The organism is Glaciecola siphonariae, assembly GCF_042652645.1.
GTDB classification, from domain to species: Bacteria; Pseudomonadota; Gammaproteobacteria; order Enterobacterales; family Alteromonadaceae; genus Glaciecola; species Glaciecola siphonariae.
This window is the reverse complement of record NZ_JBHSGU010000002.1, coordinates 2093465-2114208: the sequence shown is the minus strand read 5'-3', so window position 1 is coordinate 2114208 and position 20744 is coordinate 2093465. Positions and strand designations below refer to the sequence as shown.

Below are 20744 nucleotides of genomic sequence, written 5' to 3'. Positions count from 1 at the left end.
GCATACGTTAGGTACTGTGAAAAGACTTCTGACTTAGTGGTAGTGGAAACAAACAACTTTCAAGTATTTATTCAAAATAAAAGCCCAGCATAGGGACGCCCCAATGCGTCATGGTAGGGCCTCACTAAAATCAATATTGTAGAATTGTGGTATATACATTTGAATAAAGAATATGCAGAAGATAATCTCTCCAAATGCTGTTTTAGGACGATGGTAAAGATATGCCTTATTCAAGCGGCTAATCAATAAATAAAAGGAACTTAGAATGTTTTATCTTCAACTACTATTTTCAGTATTGTTCATTTTCTTTACCGCTTATGGTTATGTAAAAAACAAGCGAAACATTATGCTTGCAGGGGCTATTTGTTTGATTGTTGCAACCGCCGCGGAGCCGTTATTAACGGGGGTTAATGAAGGGTTTTTAAGTAGTCAAGAGCAAGCAAAATACTTGCAACAAAAGGATTAAGGGTTGAATTCGGCTCATAACAAGGCATTCAACACCTGTGCCATTGCCCAGCAAGCTCACACAGTAACGCATCGCCATTATATCGCTGCATTAGAGCCCAGCAGCCTAGCGTTACACATTAATTGCTAATAATATCGCTAAATAATGAAAACACACACTGCGAATCATATTCCCTTAAGCGTAAGAATATTCAACATTCTGTGGGCAATACTTCTTATAGGTTTTGGCCTCTACGTTTATTTTGAGGGTTCTTTTTCACTTCCGGGTAGGCGAGGTTCTGGGCCAACAGAATTTGAAGGAATTGGCTTATTGCTGTTTTCAGCATCATTGGGCAGTGCTGCGTTGAATGCATTGATAACAGTGATTGATCATTATGATCGTCGAAATAATGAGAGCGAGTATCGAAAAATTTCTGTGTGCTTAAACGTGGTAAGTTTGATATTGATAATATCGGCTTTCAGCTACGAATTTGTGGATAATCAAAAACCCCCGGTAATTATAAGTAATGGCAGCTAAAAAGAGTCTCATGCCGCTTTGCTCGCGTTTACCAAACAATCGAGTTGTTGAGAATGAATGAAAAAATTCTAGCCTTAGGCCAAAAATGTTTGCGTTTAGTTAAGTCTGATAAACGTACATCGAGTTTCTTGGGCGCAAAGCCAATGGTTGGAGGCCCGTTTGACTGGCCACGAAAAAATGACAAAGCGTTAGGCTTCATCGGACAACTGGATTTAAAAGAAATCAATCCATGCAAAGAGATAGATTGGCTGCCGTCTAACGGTAGACTATTGTTTTTCTACGATTTTGAACAATGGCCGTGGGGTTTTGATCCTAAAGACATTGGTGGTTGGGCAACTGTATACGAAAATGGTGATTCTGATTTATTCTCACCTGAGTTGCCATTAGATTTGGCTATTGAACACTTGTTACCGTCAATCAAATACCTTAAATCCGAAAGCTTTGTTAGCTACCCTGACGGCCAAAGTTTGGACTTTGAATCGCTTGGAATGACTGGCGATGATGGCGAGGCATATTACAACTTCATCGATGAGAATTTTGGTGATGAACCTCGCCACCAAATCGGTGGCTTTCCAAGTCCCGTGCAAGAAGACTCAATGGAAGAGGAATGTCAGCTCGCTAGCGGAGGCATTTATTGTGGCGACTCTGAGGGCTACAACTCCAAGCAAGCTAAAAATCTACTAGGTGAATTACTCGATTGGAAGTTGCTTTTACAATTTGACTCCGATGATGAAATAGAAGCAATGTGGGGTGATATGGGAATGTTGTATTTTTGGGTGAGAGAAAGCGATGCGAACAATTGTGATTTCTCCAAGCCTTGGTTGATATTACAATGCAGCTAAAACGCGTAATCAGCAAACATCTGAGCCAACAACCCGTGTAAATCTTTGCAAACGCAAATATGTTAGAGACGAGATAAACAATGGATGAACGACAAACACGACTTAAACTTATTCGCCAATATAAAGCCAATTGCATGTCTGTTATGCTTGCGCTAAGCCTGTTACCCGTTAACACATTTGGTTTAATGGCTGTGTTAGATAGTGATAACACAGCCATTAAAATATTGTTATCTTCTAGTTTACTGTTTATCGCGTTTTTAGCGTTTTATATGTTTTATAAACAAAAATCTATACGCTGCCCTGGCTGCCAAAACCCGTTTTTTTCTGTTAAGCGTTGTTTCTTAGCCTCAGCAAAGCCAGACTGGGAAGTTACCTGTAATCATTGCACGGTGAGTCTTCGTGAGTTGCCAGAAGTTCAGCAATTAGAGGCTAACAGCGACTAAAAATAGGCATGTAACCACAACTCCATGCTACAGTGTATTTCAAAGCCTTAACTTCAATAGGAATATTATGGATACCTTGTTTAGCATGCTCATTATGGCTGGGCTTATTATCTTGGTGCTTTTTATTGGCGGCATTCTGTTTATGAAAAAACACGGAAACGACAATTCTAAAGACTAGGCATTCGAAAGTAAGCGCGTCTATATGTCACTTTTAGCACCTCACATGCTTGCATACTGGATATTGGCATTGCTTGCTTTTGCCGCTAATTCGGTACTCTGTCGTTTGGCTTTATCGTCGGCCAACATAGACCCCGCCAGCTTTACGGCGATTCGCCTATTGTCTGGGGCAGTCACGCTTGTGGTTATATTACTTTTTCGTCAATGGCGCTCAAGTAAACCGCCATTAGTAACTATTTCGGAGCAGTCAAAAAACCGAGGCTCTTGGGCAGGCGCTTTGTCTCTGTTTGTATATGCAGTGGGCTTTTCTTATGCCTATATTGAGTTAGATACAGGCACGGGCGCCTTGATATTATTCGCCAGCGTACAATTCTCGATGATTGCTTATGGTTTGTTTAAAGGTGAGCGCTTAAACCTTGTGCAGTGGTGTGGCCTTGCCGCAGCATTTGCCGGATTGTTGTTTTTACTGTACCCAACTATCTCAACGCCAACGCTCACCGGAGCCCTGTTAATGTTATGCGCAGGCTTAGCGTGGGGGATTTATTCTATTTTAGGCAAGCAAAGCCAAGATGCGCTTAGCGACACAGCCTTTAATTTTGCCCGTAGCACCTTACTCGTAGCCATATTAGCAATAGCTGCATTTTCACAAGCCAATTTCAATGAATATGGCTTAATATTAGCTATCGCCTCAGGCGCACTTGCATCTGGCATAGGCTACGCTATTTGGTATTCGGTTTTACCAACATTAAGCGCTATGAGCGCGGCGGTGTCGCAACTTACAGTGCCCATCATTGCTGCTCTAGGCGGATTAATCGTTGTGAATGAAGGCATAAGCTTGCGTTTGGTCATTGCATCGGTGTGTGTACTAGGCGGCGTTTTTATTGTATTAAAATACAAAACGCGCCGTGTAGAATCGTTTCAACACAATAGACAGCACTAACACCCTAGCGCAATAATGAGATTTACTGTTTCACTCGCCATTTATCTAACAATACTGCAAGGATAATAACAGCCCCGGTGATCATGCGTTTTGCCGGCTCCGACATGCCCATTTGCGCCAAACCACTGTCGAGCACTGCAATGATAAGTACACCCAAAAATGTACCAATAATAGTGCCTCTGCCGCCCATGAGGCTGGTACCGCCAATCACCGCAGCAGCAATGGCAGATAGCTCTAATCCAATCCCCGCGTTAGGATCGCTAGAGCCTAAGTAACTTAGGTTGGCTAAACCTGCCAAGCCTGCGAGTAGGGCGGAAATAACAAATACCATCAACACTTTAGGGTCGGCCTTAATGCCCGACATGAGCGCTGCCTTTCTGTTAGAGCCGATGGCAATTAACTGGCGCCCAAACACGGTATGATTGAGAACAATATGACTCACAATGACCACTAAAAAGGCAAGCAACATCATGCTCGAGATGCCCAACCCTGCTATAGGGTCGGTCAAACCTTGTACTTTTGGACCCACATACATGGTTTGCGAATTTGAGATAACATAAGACAGACCGCGAGCCGCCTCTAATACGCCAAGAGTGACAATAAATGAGGGCAGTCTCATCCATGACGATAAATAGCCACTGCTGGCACCAACGACGGCAACACACAACAGCGCACAGGCAGTGGCCAGCGCGAAGGGCATATTAAACTGCACCATTAATATGCCAATTATTGCGCTGCTGAGTGCCATGAGTGCGCCAACCGACAGGTCGATTCCACCCACAATCAACACCAAGGTCATACCAACCGCAACAAACGTAAGTGCAGGCAACTGGCTCAAAATTGTTGATAAAGTAATAAACGAAAAGAAATTATCGGTTTGAAGCGCAAAAAAACCAATGAGCGCAAGCAGCACAATGAGCAAAAAGTAAGATTTTAAAAACTGCACGTTTTACTCCACTTGATTTGAAATATTTGGGGTTACTGCTGAAGAGAAGCTATCAGCCACTTTCGAAAATGCCATTTGCAGGACTTTGTCCATATCAAATTCGTCGCGCGTAAGCTGGCCGACTATTTGTTTGTTACTCATCACAATAATGCGGTCGCAAAGCGTAAAAAGTTCTTCTATTTCGCTTGAGGCAACTATGCAGCTGGCGCCGTTTTGCGTGAGCGTTTTTAGTTCTTCATAAATTAATGCTTTGGTTGCCACATCTACGCCACGTGTTGGCTCGTCTAACAAAAAAACTTCTGTTTTTGCAAAAAGCCAACGTGCTAACAACACCTTTTGTTGATTGCCGCCGCTCAAGCTTTCAATATCTTGATTTTGAGAATCATGCTTTATTGCCAAGCGATTAAACAGACTATCGCATATCTGCTTAAGTGTTTTTTGCTGAATAAATGTTCGTTTTGCCACACGCTCTAGAGCGCTAATCGCGCAATTAAAATGTAGAGGCTGCTGGGCAAAAATACCCTGCTGCTTTCTATCTTCTGACAACATGCCCATACCTGAATCTACCGCCCGCGTGCTCGACGCAATAGTCTGCTCATGCTGATTGTGCAGGCGTATTACCTGACCACTTGCCAAAGGCGTGAGTCCGTAAAGGGCCTCAAGTAACTCCGTGCGTCCCGCGCCAGCGAGGCCTGCTATGCCTAGTGTCTCGCCTTTTAAAAGGCTAAGGTTAATGGGCACTGGCAGTGCATGGCTTGTAAGGTTTTTAGCAATAAGCACGCTCTCATTACGCTGATGTGCAGAACTTAGTGATTGGGTCGGGTTGAGTGATTTTGCAAAATGCAGTGCACCTTTCGACATCCACTCTATTAGCTGGTCGGTGCTGGTTTCTTCAGTGCGGCAGGTGTTCACCAGTTGTCCGTCTCGTAATACCGATACACGAGTACAATGAGTGAGAACATCTGACAGCCGATGGCTAACGTAAATAATACTCATCCCCGCGCTAGCAAGGGAGTGCATGTGGGCGTGCAATAAATCACTTTGTTGCAAGCTCAGAGCAGCTGTGGGTTCATCGAGAATAAGCAGTTTGGTTGGCTCGCTTAGCGCTTTGCAAATTTCAACCAACTGCTTTTGCGCCAATGAAAGGTCCGCCACTTTTTGTGTAAGATTAAGCTCACTTAAACCAAAGCTTTCAAGTAATGCATGAGCACGCCTGTTAAGTTCATCTTTTTTGATGAGCGACGCTTTATGGGGAAGCCGACGAAGCGAAATATTTTCGGCAATATTCAAATCGTCAATCAGGCTGAGCTCTTGTAGGGCAACTGAAACGCCACGAGTCATCGCATCGCTCACCGACGCAGGTGAGTAGGGTTGGGCGTCTATAAACAGCTTACCTTTATTTTTGTTTACCAAACCGCATAATATATTAATGAGAGTCGACTTACCTGCACCGTTTTCACCCACAATGCCGAAAATCTCACCGGGTTTTACATCAAACGCAATCCCTTTAAGCACCGGAACATTATACGACTTGTGCAAGTTTGATATCTGTAGGCGCGGCGTGGACTTAGTCAAAATAGGATTATTCCATCGTGTCTTTTGTATCTATTGTTTCTTTTGTGATCAGTGATAAGGGTGTTTGCGTTACATCATCGAGTGCATCGCCGTTAAGGGCACTAAGGGCCTTTTCGATACCAAATACGGCTAATTTGCCGCCGAATTGGTCTACTGTCGCAAGAATATCGCCGCTTTCTATGTGAGGAGTAAGGGCTTGGATATTGTCAAAGCCAACAATAATTGGCGCACTAGTGAGGTTTGCCCGATTGACCGCCGCCAGAGCGCCTAAAGCCATATTGTCATTGGCAGCAAATATTGCCTTTACCTCAGGGTATTGAATAAGCAGTGACGATGCGACTTGAGCGGCTTTGGTTTGCTCCCAGTCGGCGCTTTGCAGGGCCACCATGTTAAGTCCATATTGTTCGATGGCCTTAACAAATCCGTCGCGGCGTTGCTGTGAGTTAATTGCCGAGGGAATACCCTCTAGCACAACTACTTGGTCGTTTGCCGAGAGCTTTTGCGCTGCGTATTCAGCGGCTAAAAAAGCGCCTTGCATATTATCTGGCCCAACAAATGGAACGCTTACGCCGTATTCGCTAAGGGTCGCTTGGTCTAATCGATTGTCGATATTAATAACGATTAAACCAGCCTTTACCGCTCGCACTACGGCGGGTACCACCGCTTTAGAGTCTGCTGGCGCAAGTACGATAGCCTGCATGCCAGACGCAATCATTTGGTCAATTAAGGCGACTTGCTGCGCCAAGTCGCTCTCGTTCTTGGTACCGTTAACTAAAAGCGAATAGCGCGACGCATTCTCTTGTTGATGTTTCTTGGCTTGCGTAGCCATATTTACAAAAAATTCGTTGGCCAAAGATTTCATCACTAAGCCAATTTTGGGCAGCTCTTGAGTGTCAGTGCTTGGGTTAGTACTTGCTTTATCTGAACAAGCATTCAAAAAGGAAATGGCTATCAAAAGGGTTATTAATCGCGCGAAAGTACTCATAGGTATCCATACATTTATTATGTTTACAAAAAAATAACATCGCAGCAGAATTATGCAAATTATAAAATTGTTTAAAAGACTAGCAAATATTCATCTAAGACCAGCTCAGAGGCACCTAAGCTAGATGAATCGACAAGAGCGTTTTTGCTTAGCAAATGTTTTCACAAGGACTATGAATATTTCTTGAAATTTTTATGAACTTATCGCAGACTTTACCCGTCAAAAAAATGACGCAATAAATCTCGCACAAGAATAGCAGGTAAGTCGCGTCAGCTTAGCGTAATAATAAAGGTAGTAGTGTGCAATTTTCTCGTCTTTTGTTTCGAGTGTTCTTTATTGCTCTAGCAGTTACATACGGCTTGGTAATGTTTGAATTTATTGATTTATCTTATATAAAGCTCGACCTCAATGTGAGTCCTGAGGTGGTCATCATGACTCTGCTTGCTAGCTTATTTGTCTATCTATACCTTAGAAAGCCCAAAATCTAACAAAAGCGAGTCTTTCGCTAGGCTAGTGCTGTGCTACACTTAAGGACTACTGACAACTAAAGGTTTTTGCAGCGCATGGTTTTGCTGTTCATTTACGTTTTTATAGCGCTTGGTTTTTCATTTTTGTGTTCGATTGCTGAGGCTGTAATTCTCAGTGTGTCTCAAGCCTATATTTCTCTACTTGAAAAAGACGGCAAAGCCTCCGGGAAGCTATTGGCAAGCTTAACCGCTGATATCAACAAGCCTTTATCAGCAATCTTAACCCTCAATACCATCGCGCATACCATGGGTGCCGCAGGCGCAGGCGCACAAGCTGCAAAGGTGTTTGGCGATGCTTATTTAGGCATTATTTCTGCTGTTTTGACGCTGTTGATTTTAGTGTTTTCAGAAATTATTCCGAAAACCTTGGGCGCAACATTTTGGCGTCACCTCGCTCCTGCAACGGCCTACTTTTTAAAATATCTGATACTAGCGCTCTATCCGTTTGTAAAAATGTCGCAAAAACTCACCAGCGGTTTTACCGAAGAAAGCCCTCTTAAAGGCTTAAGCAGAAGCGAATTATTAGCCATGGCTGAGCTATCGGGTAAAGAAGGGCAACTTGCTCAGCAAGAATCAAATTTCTTACAAAACCTGTTAAGTCTGCATGAGCTGAGAATAAAAGATGCAATGACGCACCGCACTGTTGTGTTTTCGCTATCAGATCAGGTAACGGTGGCAGAATTTGTTGAGCATCATCAAAATAACCCGTTTTCTCGTATCCCGATTTATGAAAATTCAGAAAGCGAGCATATAAGTGGTTATGTGCTGCGCACCGATATTCTGATCGCAGCGGCGAACGGAAATCTCGACGCAAAGCTTGCTGACTTTGTTAGCTCTATGGTGACACTGTTGGGCGATATGCCGCTGGCCGCAACGTTTGATCATTTTTTAAATTCGCGCGTGCACATGCTATTGGTGGTAGATGAGTACGGCGGCTTAGAAGGAATATTGACGCTAGAAGACTTATTAGAAAGCTTACTTGGCGTTGAAATTGTTGATGAGCACGACACCACGGTAAGTATGAAAAAACTCGCAAAAGTTATGTGGAAGCGCCGAGAAAAGCGCCTCATGTCGCAAAAGAGCAAAAGCGACTAAAAGAGACAATACAGGCCCAAAGCAGTTTAAAGTAGCCTCTGCAGCTTTATTATTCTAAAAAATAGAAAGATATCCTGAATTTATTGCCATTTTTATTTCAATTTGTAGGTGTATATTGTTTGCATCGCTTAGCAATAAGCACTGAACATTTAACATCAACATTAGACATTGAGGAAATAAACATGAATAAATTACTTTCACAGGTATTCGTACAAAACACATCTCTTGCACCATTGGCGCTGCGTATTTCTGCAGGCATCACATTTGCCGCCTACGGTGCACAAAAGCTGTTTGGTTGGTTTGGTGGTTATGGCCTAGAGGGCACCGGTCAGTTCATGGCATCGTTGGGCTTAGAGCCAGGATATTTAATGGCTTTGCTTGCCGGTAGCGCTGAGTTCTTTGGTGGCTTGCTGTTAATTGCTGGCCTGTTAACACGCCCTACTGCTATCGCCTTGGCTCTTACTATGCTGGTAGCTATTGTGACGGTGCACTTACCAAACGGTTTGTTTATGGCTAATAATGGGTATGCGTTTGCCTTAAGTTTAATGGCAATTTCAGCTTCGCTGGCCGTGTCGGGCGCCGGACGCTTTTCACTTGATAACGCCATCGCTAATACGAAGCGGGTTAACACACCTGAACAGACTGCCTTAGCTTAAGTGCTAACGCAAGTTAGCTAGTTAGTTATAAGTCAACTACCCTTACACGAAAAAGCCCTGCACCGAGCAGGGCTTTCTTTTGATTAATTACTTGCTAACAATGCTTACGTAGCATGTGCTATGGGCGCGGGCAAGGGGAGCACTGCGAGTACGCACAATTATAAAAGAGATGTGTACAAATCCTCAGAGCAAATGCAATGTCAAAGGTTAAGATGTACTGGCTAAGAAATGACATTTCAACTAAGTCTTCTACAGAAGCTCAGCTAAACAAGGTCATCTACACAAGCTCAGCTAAACAAGGTCATCTACACAAGCTCAGCTAAACAAGGTCATCTACACAAGCTCAGCTAAACAAGGTCAGCTAAAGAAGACTGACTAGGCAGGCCGCTTAAACAAGGTCAGCTAAAATATATTCCCACGTGTTCATGTTTTGTTGAAATTTGTCCTTAAGCGCCTTTGTAACTTCCTCTTTATCGCGTAAGTCCAGAGGAATTTCCGACAGGATACGCCAATGATTAAGCGCACTAGTGGCTGCCGCACACAACTGCGCGATATTTGCGTTCGCACAACGCTTCGACTTTATAATTGCATTAGTTTGTTCACAAAGAGACTCTAAATGCGATTCGCTCAACTTTGATAAGTTTTTGGTCACTTCGTAGTCGCGCAACAATTGCAAAAAATCAGCGTTATCGCTCTCGATGTCAAAACCGTTTTGCTCTACCTGCTGCTGAATTGCACGGGCGTAGCCCATCGTTTCAAACGTGCTGAGATGAAGCTGTTGGAACAGTGCCTCACGCGCTTGTAGGCGCGGATCCACAAATTTATCGTCTGACATGGATAGTCACTCTATTGCAAGTGCAGTTAAAATTCCTGATTAATATATCAAGATTACGCGTGTGTGGCATCAGCAACAGGCAATTGCGCTATGACAGATGGTAAATTTAATTGCACGTTGCTGCTACTGTGTTTGAGCTAGTTTTTAAAGTTCTCGCTAACCTTCAAATCGGTCGTCGTTAACGGTTTTGCTGGTAACTTATCTAAAGCTCGCTACACTGTAAACATTGTCACAAAATAAAGCACATTAAATTATTACTAGTAAAGCAACTCCCGCTATTATTGACGTTGAGGCCAGCGGTTTTGGCGCGCATAGCTACCCCATTGAGGTGGGTGTAGTGTTAGCTGATGGCACGCGTTTTTGTAAGCTTATTAAGCCTTTTGCTCATTGGCAGTTTTGGGATGCGAAGGCCGAGCAAATCCATGGTATTTCATATCAAAGTTTGATTGATTATGGAGAGGAGCCAGTTGCCGTGTGCCTTGAATTGAACGAGTTAGTTCAAGGACTAACCCTTTATTCTGATGGCTGGGTGGTTGACCATCCATGGCTTGTAAAACTGTTTGCACAAGCTGCTGTACCGATGCTATTTAGTATTTCATCCCTAGAAATGGTGCTAAGCGAGCCTCAAATGGCGATATGGGACGACGAAAAACGCGCTGTCGCCCAAGATTGTGGCTTAGCACGACATCGTGCCAGTGCCGACGCATATATTATTCAGCAGACTTTTTTGCGCACGCAAGAGCGCATGCTACATAGCCAATAGTTATATGCGCTATTTGAGGTAAATGGTATACTTCGCACTTCAGTTTACACATTGCACTGAACCTCCATATTTTCCATCTAAGATTTATCTAAAAAGAGATACGCATGAAAGCACTCGACATTAAAGGGCTTGAAAAAACGTATGCCGGCGGCGTTACCGCGCTAAAAGGCATTGACTTAACAGTTGATCAAGGCGACTTTTTTGCTTTGCTTGGGCCAAATGGTGCGGGCAAGTCTACAACCATTGGCATCATCTGTTCGCTGGTCAATAAATCTGTAGGCAGTGTTAAGGTCTTTGGTTTTGACTCTGTAAAAGATGAGGTTGAGGCAAAATCATGCATCGGCTTGGTGCCTCAAGAGTTTAATTTTAATCAATTCGAAACACTTATGCAGATTGTGGTTAATCAAGCTGGTTATTATGGCGTACCACGAGATGTTGCGAAAACGCGCGCTGAAAAATACTTAAAACAGCTCGAACTTTGGGATAAGCGCAACGCTAGTGCACGCGAGCTTTCGGGCGGTATGAAACGCAGATTGATGATTGCGCGCGCGTTGATGCACGAACCCAAAATGCTAATTTTGGACGAGCCCACCGCGGGTGTTGATATTGAAGTTCGCCGCTCTATGTGGGCATTTTTAAAAGAAATCAATCAGCAAGGTATTACGATAATCTTAACGACGCATTATTTGGAAGAGGCTGAAATGCTTTGTCGGAATATTGCCATTATCGACAAAGGTATTATCGTAGAAAACACGAGTATGAAGGCGCTTTTGGCAACCTTAAATGTTGAGACCTTTGTATTTGATTTAGCCGATGGGGCCAGCCAGATAAAGGTGCCAGAATTTGAAACTCGCGCGATAGACGAACAAACCTTAGAGGTGGACGTGCCCAAAGAAACTGGCCTGAATCCACTCTTTGAGCATTTCTCCAAGCACGACGTTAAGGTAATGAGCATGCGCAACAAAGCGAATCGTCTGGAAGAGTTATTTGTGCGTTTAATGGAGTCAGGAAAAGCAAAAATAGCGGAGGCTAAAGCATGAGTTCGCGTAATTTTATAGCCTTAAAAACGATTTGGATTAAAGAGTGCACGCGCTTTTTGCGCATTTGGGTGCAAACGCTTGTGCCGCCGGCTATCACAATGTCTTTGTATTTTGTTATTTTCGGTAACTTAATTGGTAAGCGTATTGGCGATATGGGTGGATTCTCCTACATGGAATTTATTGTGCCCGGGCTCATTATGATGTCGATTATTACCAACTCCTACTCTAATGTGTCGTCGTCATTTTTTAGCGCTAAGTTCCAGCGTAATGTTGAAGAGTTGCTCGTTGCACCGGTGCCCACTTGGGTGGTGATTATGGGTTTTGTTGGGGGCGGTGTTGCCAGAGCAATGATAATCGGCGTGATTGTAACCGTTGTGTCTATGTTTTTTGTTGACGTGCAAATTCATAATTTTCTCGTGATCGTCATTACCTTAATTCTGACCTCTACTCTCTTTGCTACAGCAGGTTTGATCAATGGCATATATGCTAAGTCGTTCGATGATATTAGCGTTATTCCTACGTTTGTGTTGACGCCATTAACATATCTAGGCGGTGTGTTTTATTCGCTTACTTTATTACCTGACTTCTGGCAGATTGTTTCCCAAGCCAATCCTATTGTGTATATGGTTAACGGCTTCCGCTATGGGTTTTTAGGTGTGTCAGACGTCAATTACCTAATATCTTTGGCTTTATTGATTGGCTTTAATGTTGTGTTGTTCGCTGTTGCCTACCGCCTATTGAAGAAGGGTATAGGGATTCGAAGCTAAGTGTTTCAAGCGCCAAAACCGGTCGTCAGTGCGCAAACTACTGTGCACGATGACTTGCTTGCTTTGGTAAAGCGGCATCAACATCATCATTCACAAAGGCCTATCGCTGAGCATACCCAGCGTGCATTTGACTACGCCTTAAAATGGCTAAGCGACTGGGATCGTGCGGTGATTATTGATGCTTGCTGCGGCGTAGGGGAGAGTACCTTGCATCTGGCAAAGCGGTATCCGAATGCCAGAGTCATTGGAATCGACAAGTCTGAAGCGCGCCTCAACAAACATCAACATTACGTGAGCGAAATTACTGGCGACGTAAAACAAAAGTCGTCTGTACATTCAAAAGAACAATTATCGCGAGAGCTCAACAATTACCTTGTTCTTCAGGCTGACTTAAATGACTTTTGGCGTTTGCTGGCAGACTTTACTGAAGAACATGCGCTTAAATCATCGAGCAACGCACAACAAGGCAGCATGCGAAAATGGTATGTCGCCAAGCAATACATCCTGTATCCCAACCCTTACCCAAAAAAGACGCAAGTCGGCAAACGCTGGCACGCAAGCGCCGTTTTTAAAGATGTTATGCGCGTATCTAGCAACATAGAGGTGCGCTCGAATTGGAAGGTTTATGTAGATGAGTTTCAGCTAGCAGCGGCGCAGTATGATGCGGTAATGCAGGTGGCGGAGCTTAAACTAAACGACGTTAAAAACGCAATAACGCCTTTTGAGCGAAAATACGCAAGCGCAGGTCAGGCACTGTGGATTGGATATACCCTTGGTGATGGATGAGACAAGTAAAACCCTTGACCATATAGTATATTCATTTCAGTTACTGCCTTTAGGCTTTGTTCGTCTTCAATATGCTCGGCAATCAATTTACAGTTTTGTTGCTCGCACAAATCTTTGAGCTCATCAATTGCGCTCTTACCCGCTTCAGTTTTTGCATACTCTTTTATAAATTCGGCTTTTATTTTTATGGCGTCAATCCCGCTCGCCACAAGTGCGTATAAACTATCGCAGCACTGGTCTACTTCGTCTATCGTGATATGCAGATTGGGGATGCTTTTAAGCAAGCTGCGCAATTGCACAAGTTTGTCTTTAATGCATGCAAAGTTGATTTCAATGCCGCATAGTCCTTTAGAGCTATCGCTGCACATCTCTCGTATAGATTGAAGCAGTGAAAGGTCGTCTAAATCTGAGGCAAATAAGTTAATCGACCAACTCATTTGTCTGGGTTTACAATAAGCGCGAGAGAGCTCCAAGATTCGACCGGTCATGTCTGCCGCTTCGTGATTACTTTCTACAATGTAAAGAAATTCGTTGGGCAAAATGACCTGTTGTTTTGTGTCTAGTAGCCTAGCTAAGCATTCATAGCGATAAACCCGATGATCAGCAAGTGTAAAAATAGGCTGATAAAACGGCACAATTTGCTCTAGGGTGACATTAGGTGGTGCTACTAAGGCTTGCAAAACTAATCCTGATGAAAATTTGGTCTATATTAGGTTATCAGTCAAAATCTCAAAGCCTTTAATAAAACTGTCACTTTTAGCAATAAAAAAGCGTAAGGGCATTTGGCAAAGTGCTTAAAACTAGGGTAAAGTGCCCGACTCGGCATTAGGCGGAAATTCCATTGGCAAAAGCAGAAGTCAGTTTAGAGCATCTATTCAGAGTCTTTACTAAGCCTGAGCATAATGACTCAACGCTCGCAAAAATAGAACGTCATCTTTCAGATAACGTCTCTGATTTTTTGTCTCAACATGTGGTAACCAAAAAGACCTCACTTGAAGAAATTGAGCAAGACTTCTCGAGCGCTCATGTACCCGATTCTCCCGAGTTTGTCTCAAGCCACGCCGAGGCCTTATTAGACAAGCTCGTTGCACACTCCGTTAATACCTACGCGCCAACCTTCATTGGCCATATGACATCGGCTTTACCTTATTTCCATTTGCCCCTGTCTAAGCTGATGGTGGGTTTAAATCAAAATCTCGTAAAAATAGAAACGTCTAAAGCTTTTACCCCACTTGAGCGGCAAACACTTGGCATGATGCATAACCTTATTTATGCGCAAGACGAGGATTTTTACAGCCAGTACCTTCACAGTGCAGAGCATTCTTTGGGCGCGTTTTGTTCCGGCGGCACCATTGCCAATATCACAGCACTGTGGGTTGCAAGAAATTTGAAACTCGGCCCGCAACCTGGATTTTCAGGCGTTAATAAAGCGGGATTGGCCAGCGCCTACCGTCATTACAATATTCACAATTTAGGGCTTATGACCTCACGGCGTGGGCACTACTCGCTAGGCAAGGCGGTAGATGTGTTAGGCATAGGTAGAGATAACTTACTCAGTATCGATAGCCCCAGACAGATATTGGAGCCTGAAAAGGCGTTGGCTTTTGGCAAGGCATATCAAGAAAAGGGTAACAGCTTATTGGCCATTATTGGCATTGCAGGAACCACTGAGACGGGTCATATTGACCCACTTGATGAGCTAGCTGATGTTGCCAAAGAACTAGGATGTCACTTCCATGTTGATGCCGCTTGGGGCGGTGCTACGCTTTTTTCAGAACGCAATCGTAGCAAGCTTGCCGGCATCGAAAAGGCCGACTCGGTAACCATTGATGCGCATAAGCAAATGTATGTGCCCATGGGGGCAGGGATGGCCATATTTAAAGACCCGAAAGCCAGTAACGCGGTGCGACATCACGCCCAATATATTTTACGTCAGGGCTCAAAAGACCTCGGCGCAACCACCCTTGAGGGCTCGCGAAACGGTATGGCAATGATGGTGTATTCGTCATTCCATATTTTTGGTCGCAGGGGGTATGAGTTGTTGATTGACCGTGCCATTGACCAAGCGCACGCGTTCGCAGATATGATTAACGCGCATGAGTGTTTTGAGCTAATGACGGCACCGGTGCTTTCGTTGTTAACTTACCGACTGCGTCCGATAGAGCTGAAAGGTCTTGAAAACGAATCTAGCCAGCAGCAGCGAATGCTTAATGAGCAACTTGATGAGTTGACCGTTTCGATACAAAAACAGCAGCGAGAGGCTGGCAAATCATTTGTATCGCGCACGCGAATAGAAATTGAAAAATATAATAATCAGGCCATAACGGTATTTCGAGTCGTATTGGCCAATCCACTTACCACCAATGATGATTTAAAAGCCATTTTGGCAGAGCAAGTTGCACTAGCCGAAGGGCATGCAATTTGGCAAGGCTTGAGCAAGCACCCGCGCGCTAAAATCGCCTAGTCTTTTTACCCTCAAAAAAACCTCTTTACGTGATACTTTTGCGATAAATGCATCGCATTATATGCTTGTGTATGAATTAAAACCCGGTGATTGCCGGTCTATTTCATGAGGCATGTAATGCTACAATTATCAGCGACTGAAAAAGGAAAAAACACGATGGACTCAGTATTGGTAGTAGAAGATGATATGGATATTGCTACCCTTATCCAAGTAAATCTAGCGGAGCTGGGTTTATCACTCGAGCATCATGCCGATGGGCAAACCGGCCTAAACGCCGCCCTAAATCAATCGTTTTCGTTGGTATTGCTCGACGTAATGTTACCTACACTTGGCGGACTAGACATATGCCGTAAGCTGCGCGAGCGAAAACCTGAGCAAGCGATTTTGATGTTGACGGCAAAAGACTCCGAAACAGATCGAGTGTTGGGCTTGGAGTTGGGTGCTGATGATTATATGACTAAGCCATTCAGTATTCGTGAGCTTCAGGCAAGGGTGCGAGCGCAAATTCGCAAGGTGAACGTACTCAAAAATGCTCATCAACATCAGCTTGAGCCTTCAGGCATTATTGAGTCTGGCAGTATAAAAATTATCAAAGACACCCGAGAAGTTTTTCAACAAGGCAAGCCTGTTGAGCTCACCGCCACTGAGTTTGATTTACTCTTCCATTTGATGCAGCACCCTAATCAGGTGTTTTCTCGTGCGCAATTGCTTGAGTCTGTTTGGGGATATCAGCACTGCGGTTATGAGCACACAGTAAACTCTCATATTAACCGTTTACGCTCAAAAATTGAAAACGATGCTACCCAACCCGATTATGTGCAAACGGTATGGGGAGTGGGGTATAAGTTTAACAAGCAGCAAGGATAAAAAATGCGCCTGCCTACTCTTTGTTTCTATCAACGCTTGGCGGTGTCACTGGTTGCCGGCTTTTTTTTGGTCATTGCTCTGCTTGCGCTTGCCTCCAGTCACTTACAAACCTCTATTCAGCGCGAGGGCGAGCAGCGCCTGCATTTAGAATTGGCAGGGCATCTTGTTCACGATAATCCGCTGCTGCAAACCGGCGTGTACGACTATGATGCGCTAAAGAACCTGTTTCATACTTTAATGCTGTTAGGCCCTAGTTTTGAATTCTATTTTTTAGGTCCGCAGGGCGACGTGTTAACTTACTCAGCTAAGCCCGGTGAGGTGCTCAGAGATAAAATTGATTTACAACCTATTTTGCAGTTGATAGACAACTCCGACAGCCTTCCACTTTACGGTGATGACCCTAAATCCCTAGACAACAGCAAGATATTTTCAGCGTCACCTGTTTACAACGGTGAGCAGCTGCAAGGTTATTTATATGTGATTATTGGTGGCTCTCAATACGATTCAATTATCGACAGCATCCAAAAAAGTAAAGGTGCACAGCAGTTTGCCATGATCATAGCAGCAGGCTTGGTATTTTTATTATTCGCACTTTTACTGTTATTTAGACTGCTTACCGCACCTCTAAAACGTTTATCTGATGATATGGATGTGTTTAGGTCGAGCGGGTTTGATTTAGCAGCTTCAGGGGTTACCTTGCAAAATTGGCGGGATGATTCACGCAATGAGGTTCAGCGCTTGGGGTTTTCTTTCAACGAAATGCTCAAGCATATTAACAAACAATGGCAGCAAATCCGTCAAACCGACCAACAGCGCAAGTCTTTACTCACCGACTTGAGTCACGACTTACGCACCCCACTCGCAAATTTGCAGGGATATATTGAAACTCTTTCTATCAGAGGGGAATCATTAACGCCGGTTGAACAAAAGCAGTTTGTTGATATTTCACTTAAAAACCTTCTCAATCTTAAGCGGCTAATAGACCAAATTTTTGAGTTGGCATATTTAGAAAGTGGGCACGTGAAAATTAAACTGGAGGCTTTTTTACTCACCGAGCTGCTGCATGATATCGCCGCTAAATTTGCTATAAAAGCACAAGAGAAAAACATAACGCTTAAGGTAAATGTAGAAGCAGCCCAGGCCTACGTGAGCGCCGACATTGAAAAGCTGGAGCGGGTGCTTACTAACCTTATAGGTAATGCAATTAGGCATACACCAGAAAATGGAACGATTGAACTTAAAATTTCGCATGAAGATGAGCGCATTGGTGTGAGCGTAATTGACAGCGGTATTGGTATTGCTAAAGATGAGCTTCCACATATTTTTGATGCTCGCTATCAGGCGAGTAATACCGAGCGCGACGCCAATACTCATGTTGGATTAGGTTTGGCCATTAGTCAAAAGCTCATTGCATTGTTTGACTCTACATTAAGCGTGAGCAGTGAGCTAGGCTGTGGCACTACATTTCAGTTTAGCCTAGCAAAAGCGAATAGTGCTTAGACACATGCAGCAGGGCGATTTTTCTCAATACGATTAATCGCCCATACCTAGCTCTTTGAGCTTTCGAGTCAGAGTGTTCCTGCCCCAGCCTAAACGTTTTGCAGCCTCCTGCTTATGGCCATGAGTATGTTTGAGCGCGCAGTTTAACAATATGCGCTCAAAATCAACTTGAGCGGTATCTAAAATATCGTTTCTGCCGGCAATCAGTTGCTTGTTTGCCCAGTTTGACAATAACACCGTCCAGTCATCAACCTGATTAGCTTGCTCAACGTCCTCTACCGTTGTTGTTAGCTCTGGCGGTAGGTCGTTAGGCAAAATCTCCTGTCCGCTTGCCATTACAGTGAGCCATCGGCAGGTATTTTCTAACTGGCGGACGTTGCCCGGCCAAGCTAACTCGCTGAGCCTCTGAGAAGCACTTTTCGATAGGCTTTTCATCTCAACCCCAAGCTCTTTTGCCGCTTTTGAGAGAAAATGCTTAGCTAAAATAGGAATATCTTCTCTGCGTTCATTGAGTGATGGGATGTGGATGCGAATAACGTTCAATCGATGATATAAATCTTCTCGAAATTTGCCCTCAGCCACTCGTTTTTCTAAATTTTGATGCGTTGCGGCAATGATACGCACATCTACAGACACCGGTTGATGGCCGCCAACCCGATAAAACTGACCATCTGCCAACACCCGAAGCAAGCGAGTTTGCACATCTATAGGCATGTCGCCAATTTCATCTAAAAACAAGGTGCCACCATCGGCTTGTTCAAAACGTCCTGTCCGGGCATTTTGCGCACCTGTAAACGCGCCTTTTTCATGCCCAAAGAGCTCAGACTCTACTAAGTCAGCCGGTATGGCTGCCATGTTGAGAGCAACGAAGGTTTGTTTGGCTCGCGGGCTGTGTTTGTGTAGTGCTTGGGCTACGAGCTCTTTGCCCGTACCCGATTGACCATTGATTAAAACACTTATAGAGGAGCGCGATAACCGTCCGACGGCTCGAAACACCTCCTGCATTGCAGGTGCTTCTCCGATGATTTCTTTACTGGGGTTTTCAACCGCAGCAGATTTTTTAGAGCTAGTTTCACCGGCATGTTCTAGAGCCCGCTTAATGAGCTCTATTGCATCATCCATATCAAAGGGTTTTGGTAGATATTCAAAAGCCCCTCCCTGATAAGCATTTACCGCGCTATCTAAATCGGAGTGAGCGGTCATGATAATGACAGGGAGCTCAGGAAAGTGTTGATGCACCTCTTCAAGCAAGGTCATGCCGTCCATTTGCGGCATTCTTACGTCGGAAATAATAACCTGTGGCGAGCGCCCAGATTCTATTTGCAACAGCAAGTCTTCTGGATTATCAAAACTCATGCAGCCTATTTGCGCAGCTTTAAGCGCTTTTTCTAATACCCATCTTATCGAGCTATCGTCATCGACAATCCAAACAGGTTCAATCATGTGTTTTCATCCTTTGTAGACAGCGGAATATGGAAGGTAAATTCGGTGTAGCCAGGAAAGCTTTCCACATCAATTTTGCCTTTATGATGGTCAGCCAAGGTTTGTGCAATTGACAAACCCAGTCCAGAGCCTTTTCGTTTGCTCGTAACCATGGGGTAGAACAAAGTATCTTTCAGTTCCTTAGGGACACCAGGGCCGTTATCAATAATGCTAATCAATGCACATAGCGTATGGCGTTTTCCCTTGATTACACACTGGCGTTCTATACGGGTGCGAAAACCAATCACTGGGTTTTCAACTTTTGCACTTTTTAGAGCCTGGCTTGCATTACGAGCAATGTTTAGCAATGCCTGCTGCAGCATATCTGGGTCGGCGTAAATATCGGGAATGGAAGGGTCGTAGTCACGCTCAATATGAATGTGGTAAGAAGCATCGGCTGCAATAACGGAGCGTACTTTTTCAATTATCTCATGTAGATTGCACATACGTTTTTGCGGAAGAGAGTTGGGTCCAAGTAAACGGTCAACTAATGCCCGTAGGCGATCAGCCTGATCAATAATCATTTGGGTAAACTCGTGGTGCGCGGGGTCGCTTAACTCTTTGCCTAAAAGCTGTGCTGCACCACGAATACCGCCAAGTGGATTTTTAATTTCGTGTGCTAATCCGCGTATGAGTTCTCTTGCGGCCATTTGCTGTGCGTATTGCTGAGTTTCTTGTGAAATTTTTCGTTGCTTGTCGATGGGCAGAATCTCTATGAGCAGATGTTCTGTCGTATCTTGTTCAAGCTGCGTGGCTTGTAAGTCGACCATTACTGCGCGGCCGTCTTTAAAACAAAGCTGGAGTTCTGAAATGCTGAATTCTTCGCCCGAGTGAAGCGCATCAACAAAACGCTGGCGATTAAAACTGTCGGATATGAAGAAGTCGTTTAGTGGGCGCTCCTTCATTTGGCTAAAACCGGTTTCTAGCAGGTTCAGCCCAGCGTCGTTCACGTAACAAACGTTCAAGTCAGCGTCTACGACTAAGACCGCGGTTTTCAGGGTATGCAGTAGAGCGGGTAAATTAAAGCTTATTTCTTTCGACGACATTTCCTAGCCTATTGCACCTGAATGGT

Annotated in this window: 22 protein-coding genes; 15 read left to right on the top strand and 7 right to left on the bottom strand. The window is 44.1% G+C overall.

The annotated features are described in order from the left end of the window. Positions 1 to 265 precede the first annotated feature (265 nt). From ACFO4O_RS10600 to ACFO4O_RS10580, 5 genes are all read left to right on the top strand, one after another. Positions 266 to 466: a hypothetical protein gene (locus tag ACFO4O_RS10600; protein WP_382408159.1), complete on the top strand. Its 201-nt coding sequence runs from the start codon at positions 266 to 268 to the stop codon at positions 464 to 466. Between the two features lie 144 nt (positions 467 to 610). After that, complete coding sequence (locus ACFO4O_RS10595) at positions 611 to 982, top strand: hypothetical protein (RefSeq protein WP_382408157.1); 372 nt, start codon at positions 611 to 613, stop codon at positions 980 to 982. 53 nt (positions 983 to 1035) lie between these two features. Further along, positions 1036 to 1824: a YwqG family protein gene (locus tag ACFO4O_RS10590; protein ID WP_382408155.1), complete on the top strand. Its 789-nt coding sequence runs from the start codon at positions 1036 to 1038 to the stop codon at positions 1822 to 1824. An 80-nt stretch (positions 1825 to 1904) separates the two neighbouring features. Then, positions 1905 to 2267, top strand: coding sequence for a hypothetical protein (locus ACFO4O_RS10585; RefSeq protein ID WP_382408153.1), 363 nt, complete (start codon positions 1905 to 1907; stop codon positions 2265 to 2267). 202 nt (positions 2268 to 2469) lie between these two features. Next, positions 2470 to 3384, top strand: coding sequence for a DMT family transporter (locus tag ACFO4O_RS10580; RefSeq protein ID WP_382408151.1), 915 nt, complete (start codon positions 2470 to 2472; stop codon positions 3382 to 3384). Between the two features lie 22 nt (positions 3385 to 3406). On the opposite strand, the gene ACFO4O_RS10575 is transcribed toward ACFO4O_RS10580, so the two are convergent. The 3 genes from ACFO4O_RS10575 to ACFO4O_RS10565 are packed head-to-tail and all read right to left on the bottom strand — an operon-like array spanning position 3407 to position 6890. Next, on the bottom strand, positions 3407 to 4330 hold the full coding sequence (locus ACFO4O_RS10575; protein ID WP_382408149.1) for an ABC transporter permease: 924 nt from the start codon (positions 4328 to 4330) through the stop codon (positions 3407 to 3409). 3 nt (positions 4331 to 4333) lie between these two features. Continuing rightward, positions 4334 to 5905 (bottom strand): sugar ABC transporter ATP-binding protein, encoded by a 1572-nt coding sequence (locus ACFO4O_RS10570; protein ID WP_382408147.1) that lies wholly within the window; start codon positions 5903 to 5905, stop codon positions 4334 to 4336. A 7-nt stretch (positions 5906 to 5912) separates the two neighbouring features. Then, entirely contained in the window at positions 5913 to 6890 is a 978-nt protein-coding gene (locus ACFO4O_RS10565; protein ID WP_382408145.1) for a substrate-binding domain-containing protein, read from the bottom strand. A 299-nt stretch (positions 6891 to 7189) separates the two neighbouring features. Here ACFO4O_RS10565 and ACFO4O_RS10560 point away from each other — a divergent pair, with 299 nt between their 5' ends. The 3 genes from ACFO4O_RS10560 to ACFO4O_RS10550 all read left to right on the top strand — a co-directional run bounded on the left by ACFO4O_RS10560 (position 7190) and on the right by ACFO4O_RS10550 (position 9168). Beyond that, the gene (locus ACFO4O_RS10560) at positions 7190 to 7378 is read left to right on the top strand and encodes a hypothetical protein (RefSeq protein ID WP_382408143.1); all 189 of its coding nucleotides are present in this window, start codon (positions 7190 to 7192) and stop codon (positions 7376 to 7378) included. 75 nt (positions 7379 to 7453) lie between these two features. Beyond that, the gene (locus tag ACFO4O_RS10555; RefSeq protein WP_382408141.1) at positions 7454 to 8512 is read left to right on the top strand and encodes a CNNM domain-containing protein; all 1059 of its coding nucleotides are present in this window, start codon (positions 7454 to 7456) and stop codon (positions 8510 to 8512) included. A 182-nt stretch (positions 8513 to 8694) separates the two neighbouring features. After that, on the top strand, positions 8695 to 9168 hold the full coding sequence (locus ACFO4O_RS10550) for a DoxX family protein (protein ID WP_382408139.1): 474 nt from the start codon (positions 8695 to 8697) through the stop codon (positions 9166 to 9168). Positions 9169 to 9556: 388 nt separating this feature from the next. Here the strand turns inward: ACFO4O_RS10550 and ACFO4O_RS10545 are convergent, their stop codons facing one another. Beyond that, on the bottom strand, positions 9557 to 10003 hold the full coding sequence (locus ACFO4O_RS10545; RefSeq protein ID WP_382408137.1) for a hypothetical protein: 447 nt from the start codon (positions 10001 to 10003) through the stop codon (positions 9557 to 9559). Positions 10004 to 10340: 337 nt separating this feature from the next. Between ACFO4O_RS10545 and ACFO4O_RS10540 the strand changes: the two genes are divergently transcribed. From ACFO4O_RS10540 to trmB, 4 genes are all read left to right on the top strand, one after another. Continuing rightward, positions 10341 to 10766, top strand: coding sequence for a hypothetical protein (locus tag ACFO4O_RS10540; RefSeq protein WP_382408135.1), 426 nt, complete (start codon positions 10341 to 10343; stop codon positions 10764 to 10766). 104 nt (positions 10767 to 10870) lie between these two features. After that, positions 10871 to 11806, top strand: a complete 936-nt coding sequence (locus ACFO4O_RS10535) for an ABC transporter ATP-binding protein (RefSeq protein WP_382408133.1) — start codon at positions 10871 to 10873, stop codon at positions 11804 to 11806. Then, positions 11803 to 12573 carry an ABC transporter permease gene (locus ACFO4O_RS10530; RefSeq protein WP_382408131.1) on the top strand — a complete coding sequence of 257 codons (771 nt, stop codon included), beginning with the start codon at positions 11803 to 11805 and terminating at the stop codon, positions 12571 to 12573. The genes ACFO4O_RS10535 and ACFO4O_RS10530 overlap by 4 nt, the downstream gene beginning before the upstream one ends. Next, positions 12574 to 13359, top strand: a complete 786-nt coding sequence (trmB, locus tag ACFO4O_RS10525; RefSeq protein ID WP_382408129.1) for a tRNA (guanine(46)-N(7))-methyltransferase TrmB — start codon at positions 12574 to 12576, stop codon at positions 13357 to 13359. On the opposite strand, the gene ACFO4O_RS10520 is transcribed toward trmB, so the two are convergent. Next, complete coding sequence (locus ACFO4O_RS10520; RefSeq protein WP_382408127.1) at positions 13320 to 14039, bottom strand: EAL domain-containing protein; 720 nt, start codon at positions 14037 to 14039, stop codon at positions 13320 to 13322. The genes trmB and ACFO4O_RS10520 overlap by 40 nt on opposite strands. A gap of 161 nt (positions 14040 to 14200) precedes the next feature. Between ACFO4O_RS10520 and panP the strand changes: the two genes are divergently transcribed. The 3 genes from panP (at position 14201) to ACFO4O_RS10505 (ending at position 18190) form a co-directional block, all read left to right on the top strand. Beyond that, on the top strand, positions 14201 to 15823 hold the full coding sequence (gene panP / locus ACFO4O_RS10515) for a pyridoxal-dependent aspartate 1-decarboxylase PanP (RefSeq protein ID WP_382408125.1): 1623 nt from the start codon (positions 14201 to 14203) through the stop codon (positions 15821 to 15823). A 117-nt stretch (positions 15824 to 15940) separates the two neighbouring features. Beyond that, positions 15941 to 16690 carry a response regulator transcription factor gene (locus tag ACFO4O_RS10510; RefSeq protein WP_382408123.1) on the top strand — a complete coding sequence of 250 codons (750 nt, stop codon included), beginning with the start codon at positions 15941 to 15943 and terminating at the stop codon, positions 16688 to 16690. A 3-nt stretch (positions 16691 to 16693) separates the two neighbouring features. Continuing rightward, on the top strand, positions 16694 to 18190 hold the full coding sequence (locus ACFO4O_RS10505) for a sensor histidine kinase (RefSeq protein ID WP_382408121.1): 1497 nt from the start codon (positions 16694 to 16696) through the stop codon (positions 18188 to 18190). A gap of 33 nt (positions 18191 to 18223) precedes the next feature. Here the strand turns inward: ACFO4O_RS10505 and glnG are convergent, their stop codons facing one another. Further along, positions 18224 to 19633, bottom strand: coding sequence for a nitrogen regulation protein NR(I) (gene glnG, locus ACFO4O_RS10500; RefSeq protein ID WP_382408119.1), 1410 nt, complete (start codon positions 19631 to 19633; stop codon positions 18224 to 18226). Continuing rightward, on the bottom strand, positions 19630 to 20718 hold the full coding sequence (glnL, locus tag ACFO4O_RS10495; protein ID WP_382408117.1) for a nitrogen regulation protein NR(II): 1089 nt from the start codon (positions 20716 to 20718) through the stop codon (positions 19630 to 19632). Before glnL ends, glnG begins: the two co-directional genes overlap by 4 nt. Positions 20719 to 20744 lie beyond the last annotated feature (26 nt).

Bases quoted from the DNA above. Each gene is read 5' to 3' on its own strand.
- ACFO4O_RS10600 (WP_382408159.1), top strand. From the start codon at position 266: ATGTTTTATCTTCAACTACTATTTTCAGTATTGTTCATTTTCTTTACC.
- ACFO4O_RS10595 (WP_382408157.1), top strand. From the start codon at position 611: ATGAAAACACACACTGCGAATCATATTCCCTTAAGCGTAAGAATATTC.
- ACFO4O_RS10590 (WP_382408155.1), top strand. From the start codon at position 1,036: ATGAATGAAAAAATTCTAGCCTTAGGCCAAAAATGTTTGCGTTTAGTT.
- ACFO4O_RS10585 (WP_382408153.1), top strand. From the start codon at position 1,905: ATGGATGAACGACAAACACGACTTAAACTTATTCGCCAATATAAAGCC.
- ACFO4O_RS10580 (WP_382408151.1), top strand. From the start codon at position 2,470: ATGTCACTTTTAGCACCTCACATGCTTGCATACTGGATATTGGCATTG.
- ACFO4O_RS10565 (WP_382408145.1), bottom strand. From the start codon at position 6,890: ATGAGTACTTTCGCGCGATTAATAACCCTTTTGATAGCCATTTCCTTT.
- ACFO4O_RS10555 (WP_382408141.1), top strand. From the start codon at position 7,454: ATGGTTTTGCTGTTCATTTACGTTTTTATAGCGCTTGGTTTTTCATTT.
- ACFO4O_RS10550 (WP_382408139.1), top strand. From the start codon at position 8,695: ATGAATAAATTACTTTCACAGGTATTCGTACAAAACACATCTCTTGCA.
- ACFO4O_RS10545 (WP_382408137.1), bottom strand. From the start codon at position 10,003: ATGTCAGACGATAAATTTGTGGATCCGCGCCTACAAGCGCGTGAGGCA.
- ACFO4O_RS10535 (WP_382408133.1), top strand. From the start codon at position 10,871: ATGAAAGCACTCGACATTAAAGGGCTTGAAAAAACGTATGCCGGCGGC.
- ACFO4O_RS10530 (WP_382408131.1), top strand. From the start codon at position 11,803: ATGAGTTCGCGTAATTTTATAGCCTTAAAAACGATTTGGATTAAAGAG.
- ACFO4O_RS10510 (WP_382408123.1), top strand. From the start codon at position 15,941: ATGCTACAATTATCAGCGACTGAAAAAGGAAAAAACACGATGGACTCA.
- ACFO4O_RS10505 (WP_382408121.1), top strand. From the start codon at position 16,694: ATGCGCCTGCCTACTCTTTGTTTCTATCAACGCTTGGCGGTGTCACTG.
- glnG (WP_382408119.1), bottom strand. From the start codon at position 19,633: ATGATTGAACCTGTTTGGATTGTCGATGACGATAGCTCGATAAGATGG.
- glnL (WP_382408117.1), bottom strand. From the start codon at position 20,718: ATGTCGTCGAAAGAAATAAGCTTTAATTTACCCGCTCTACTGCATACC.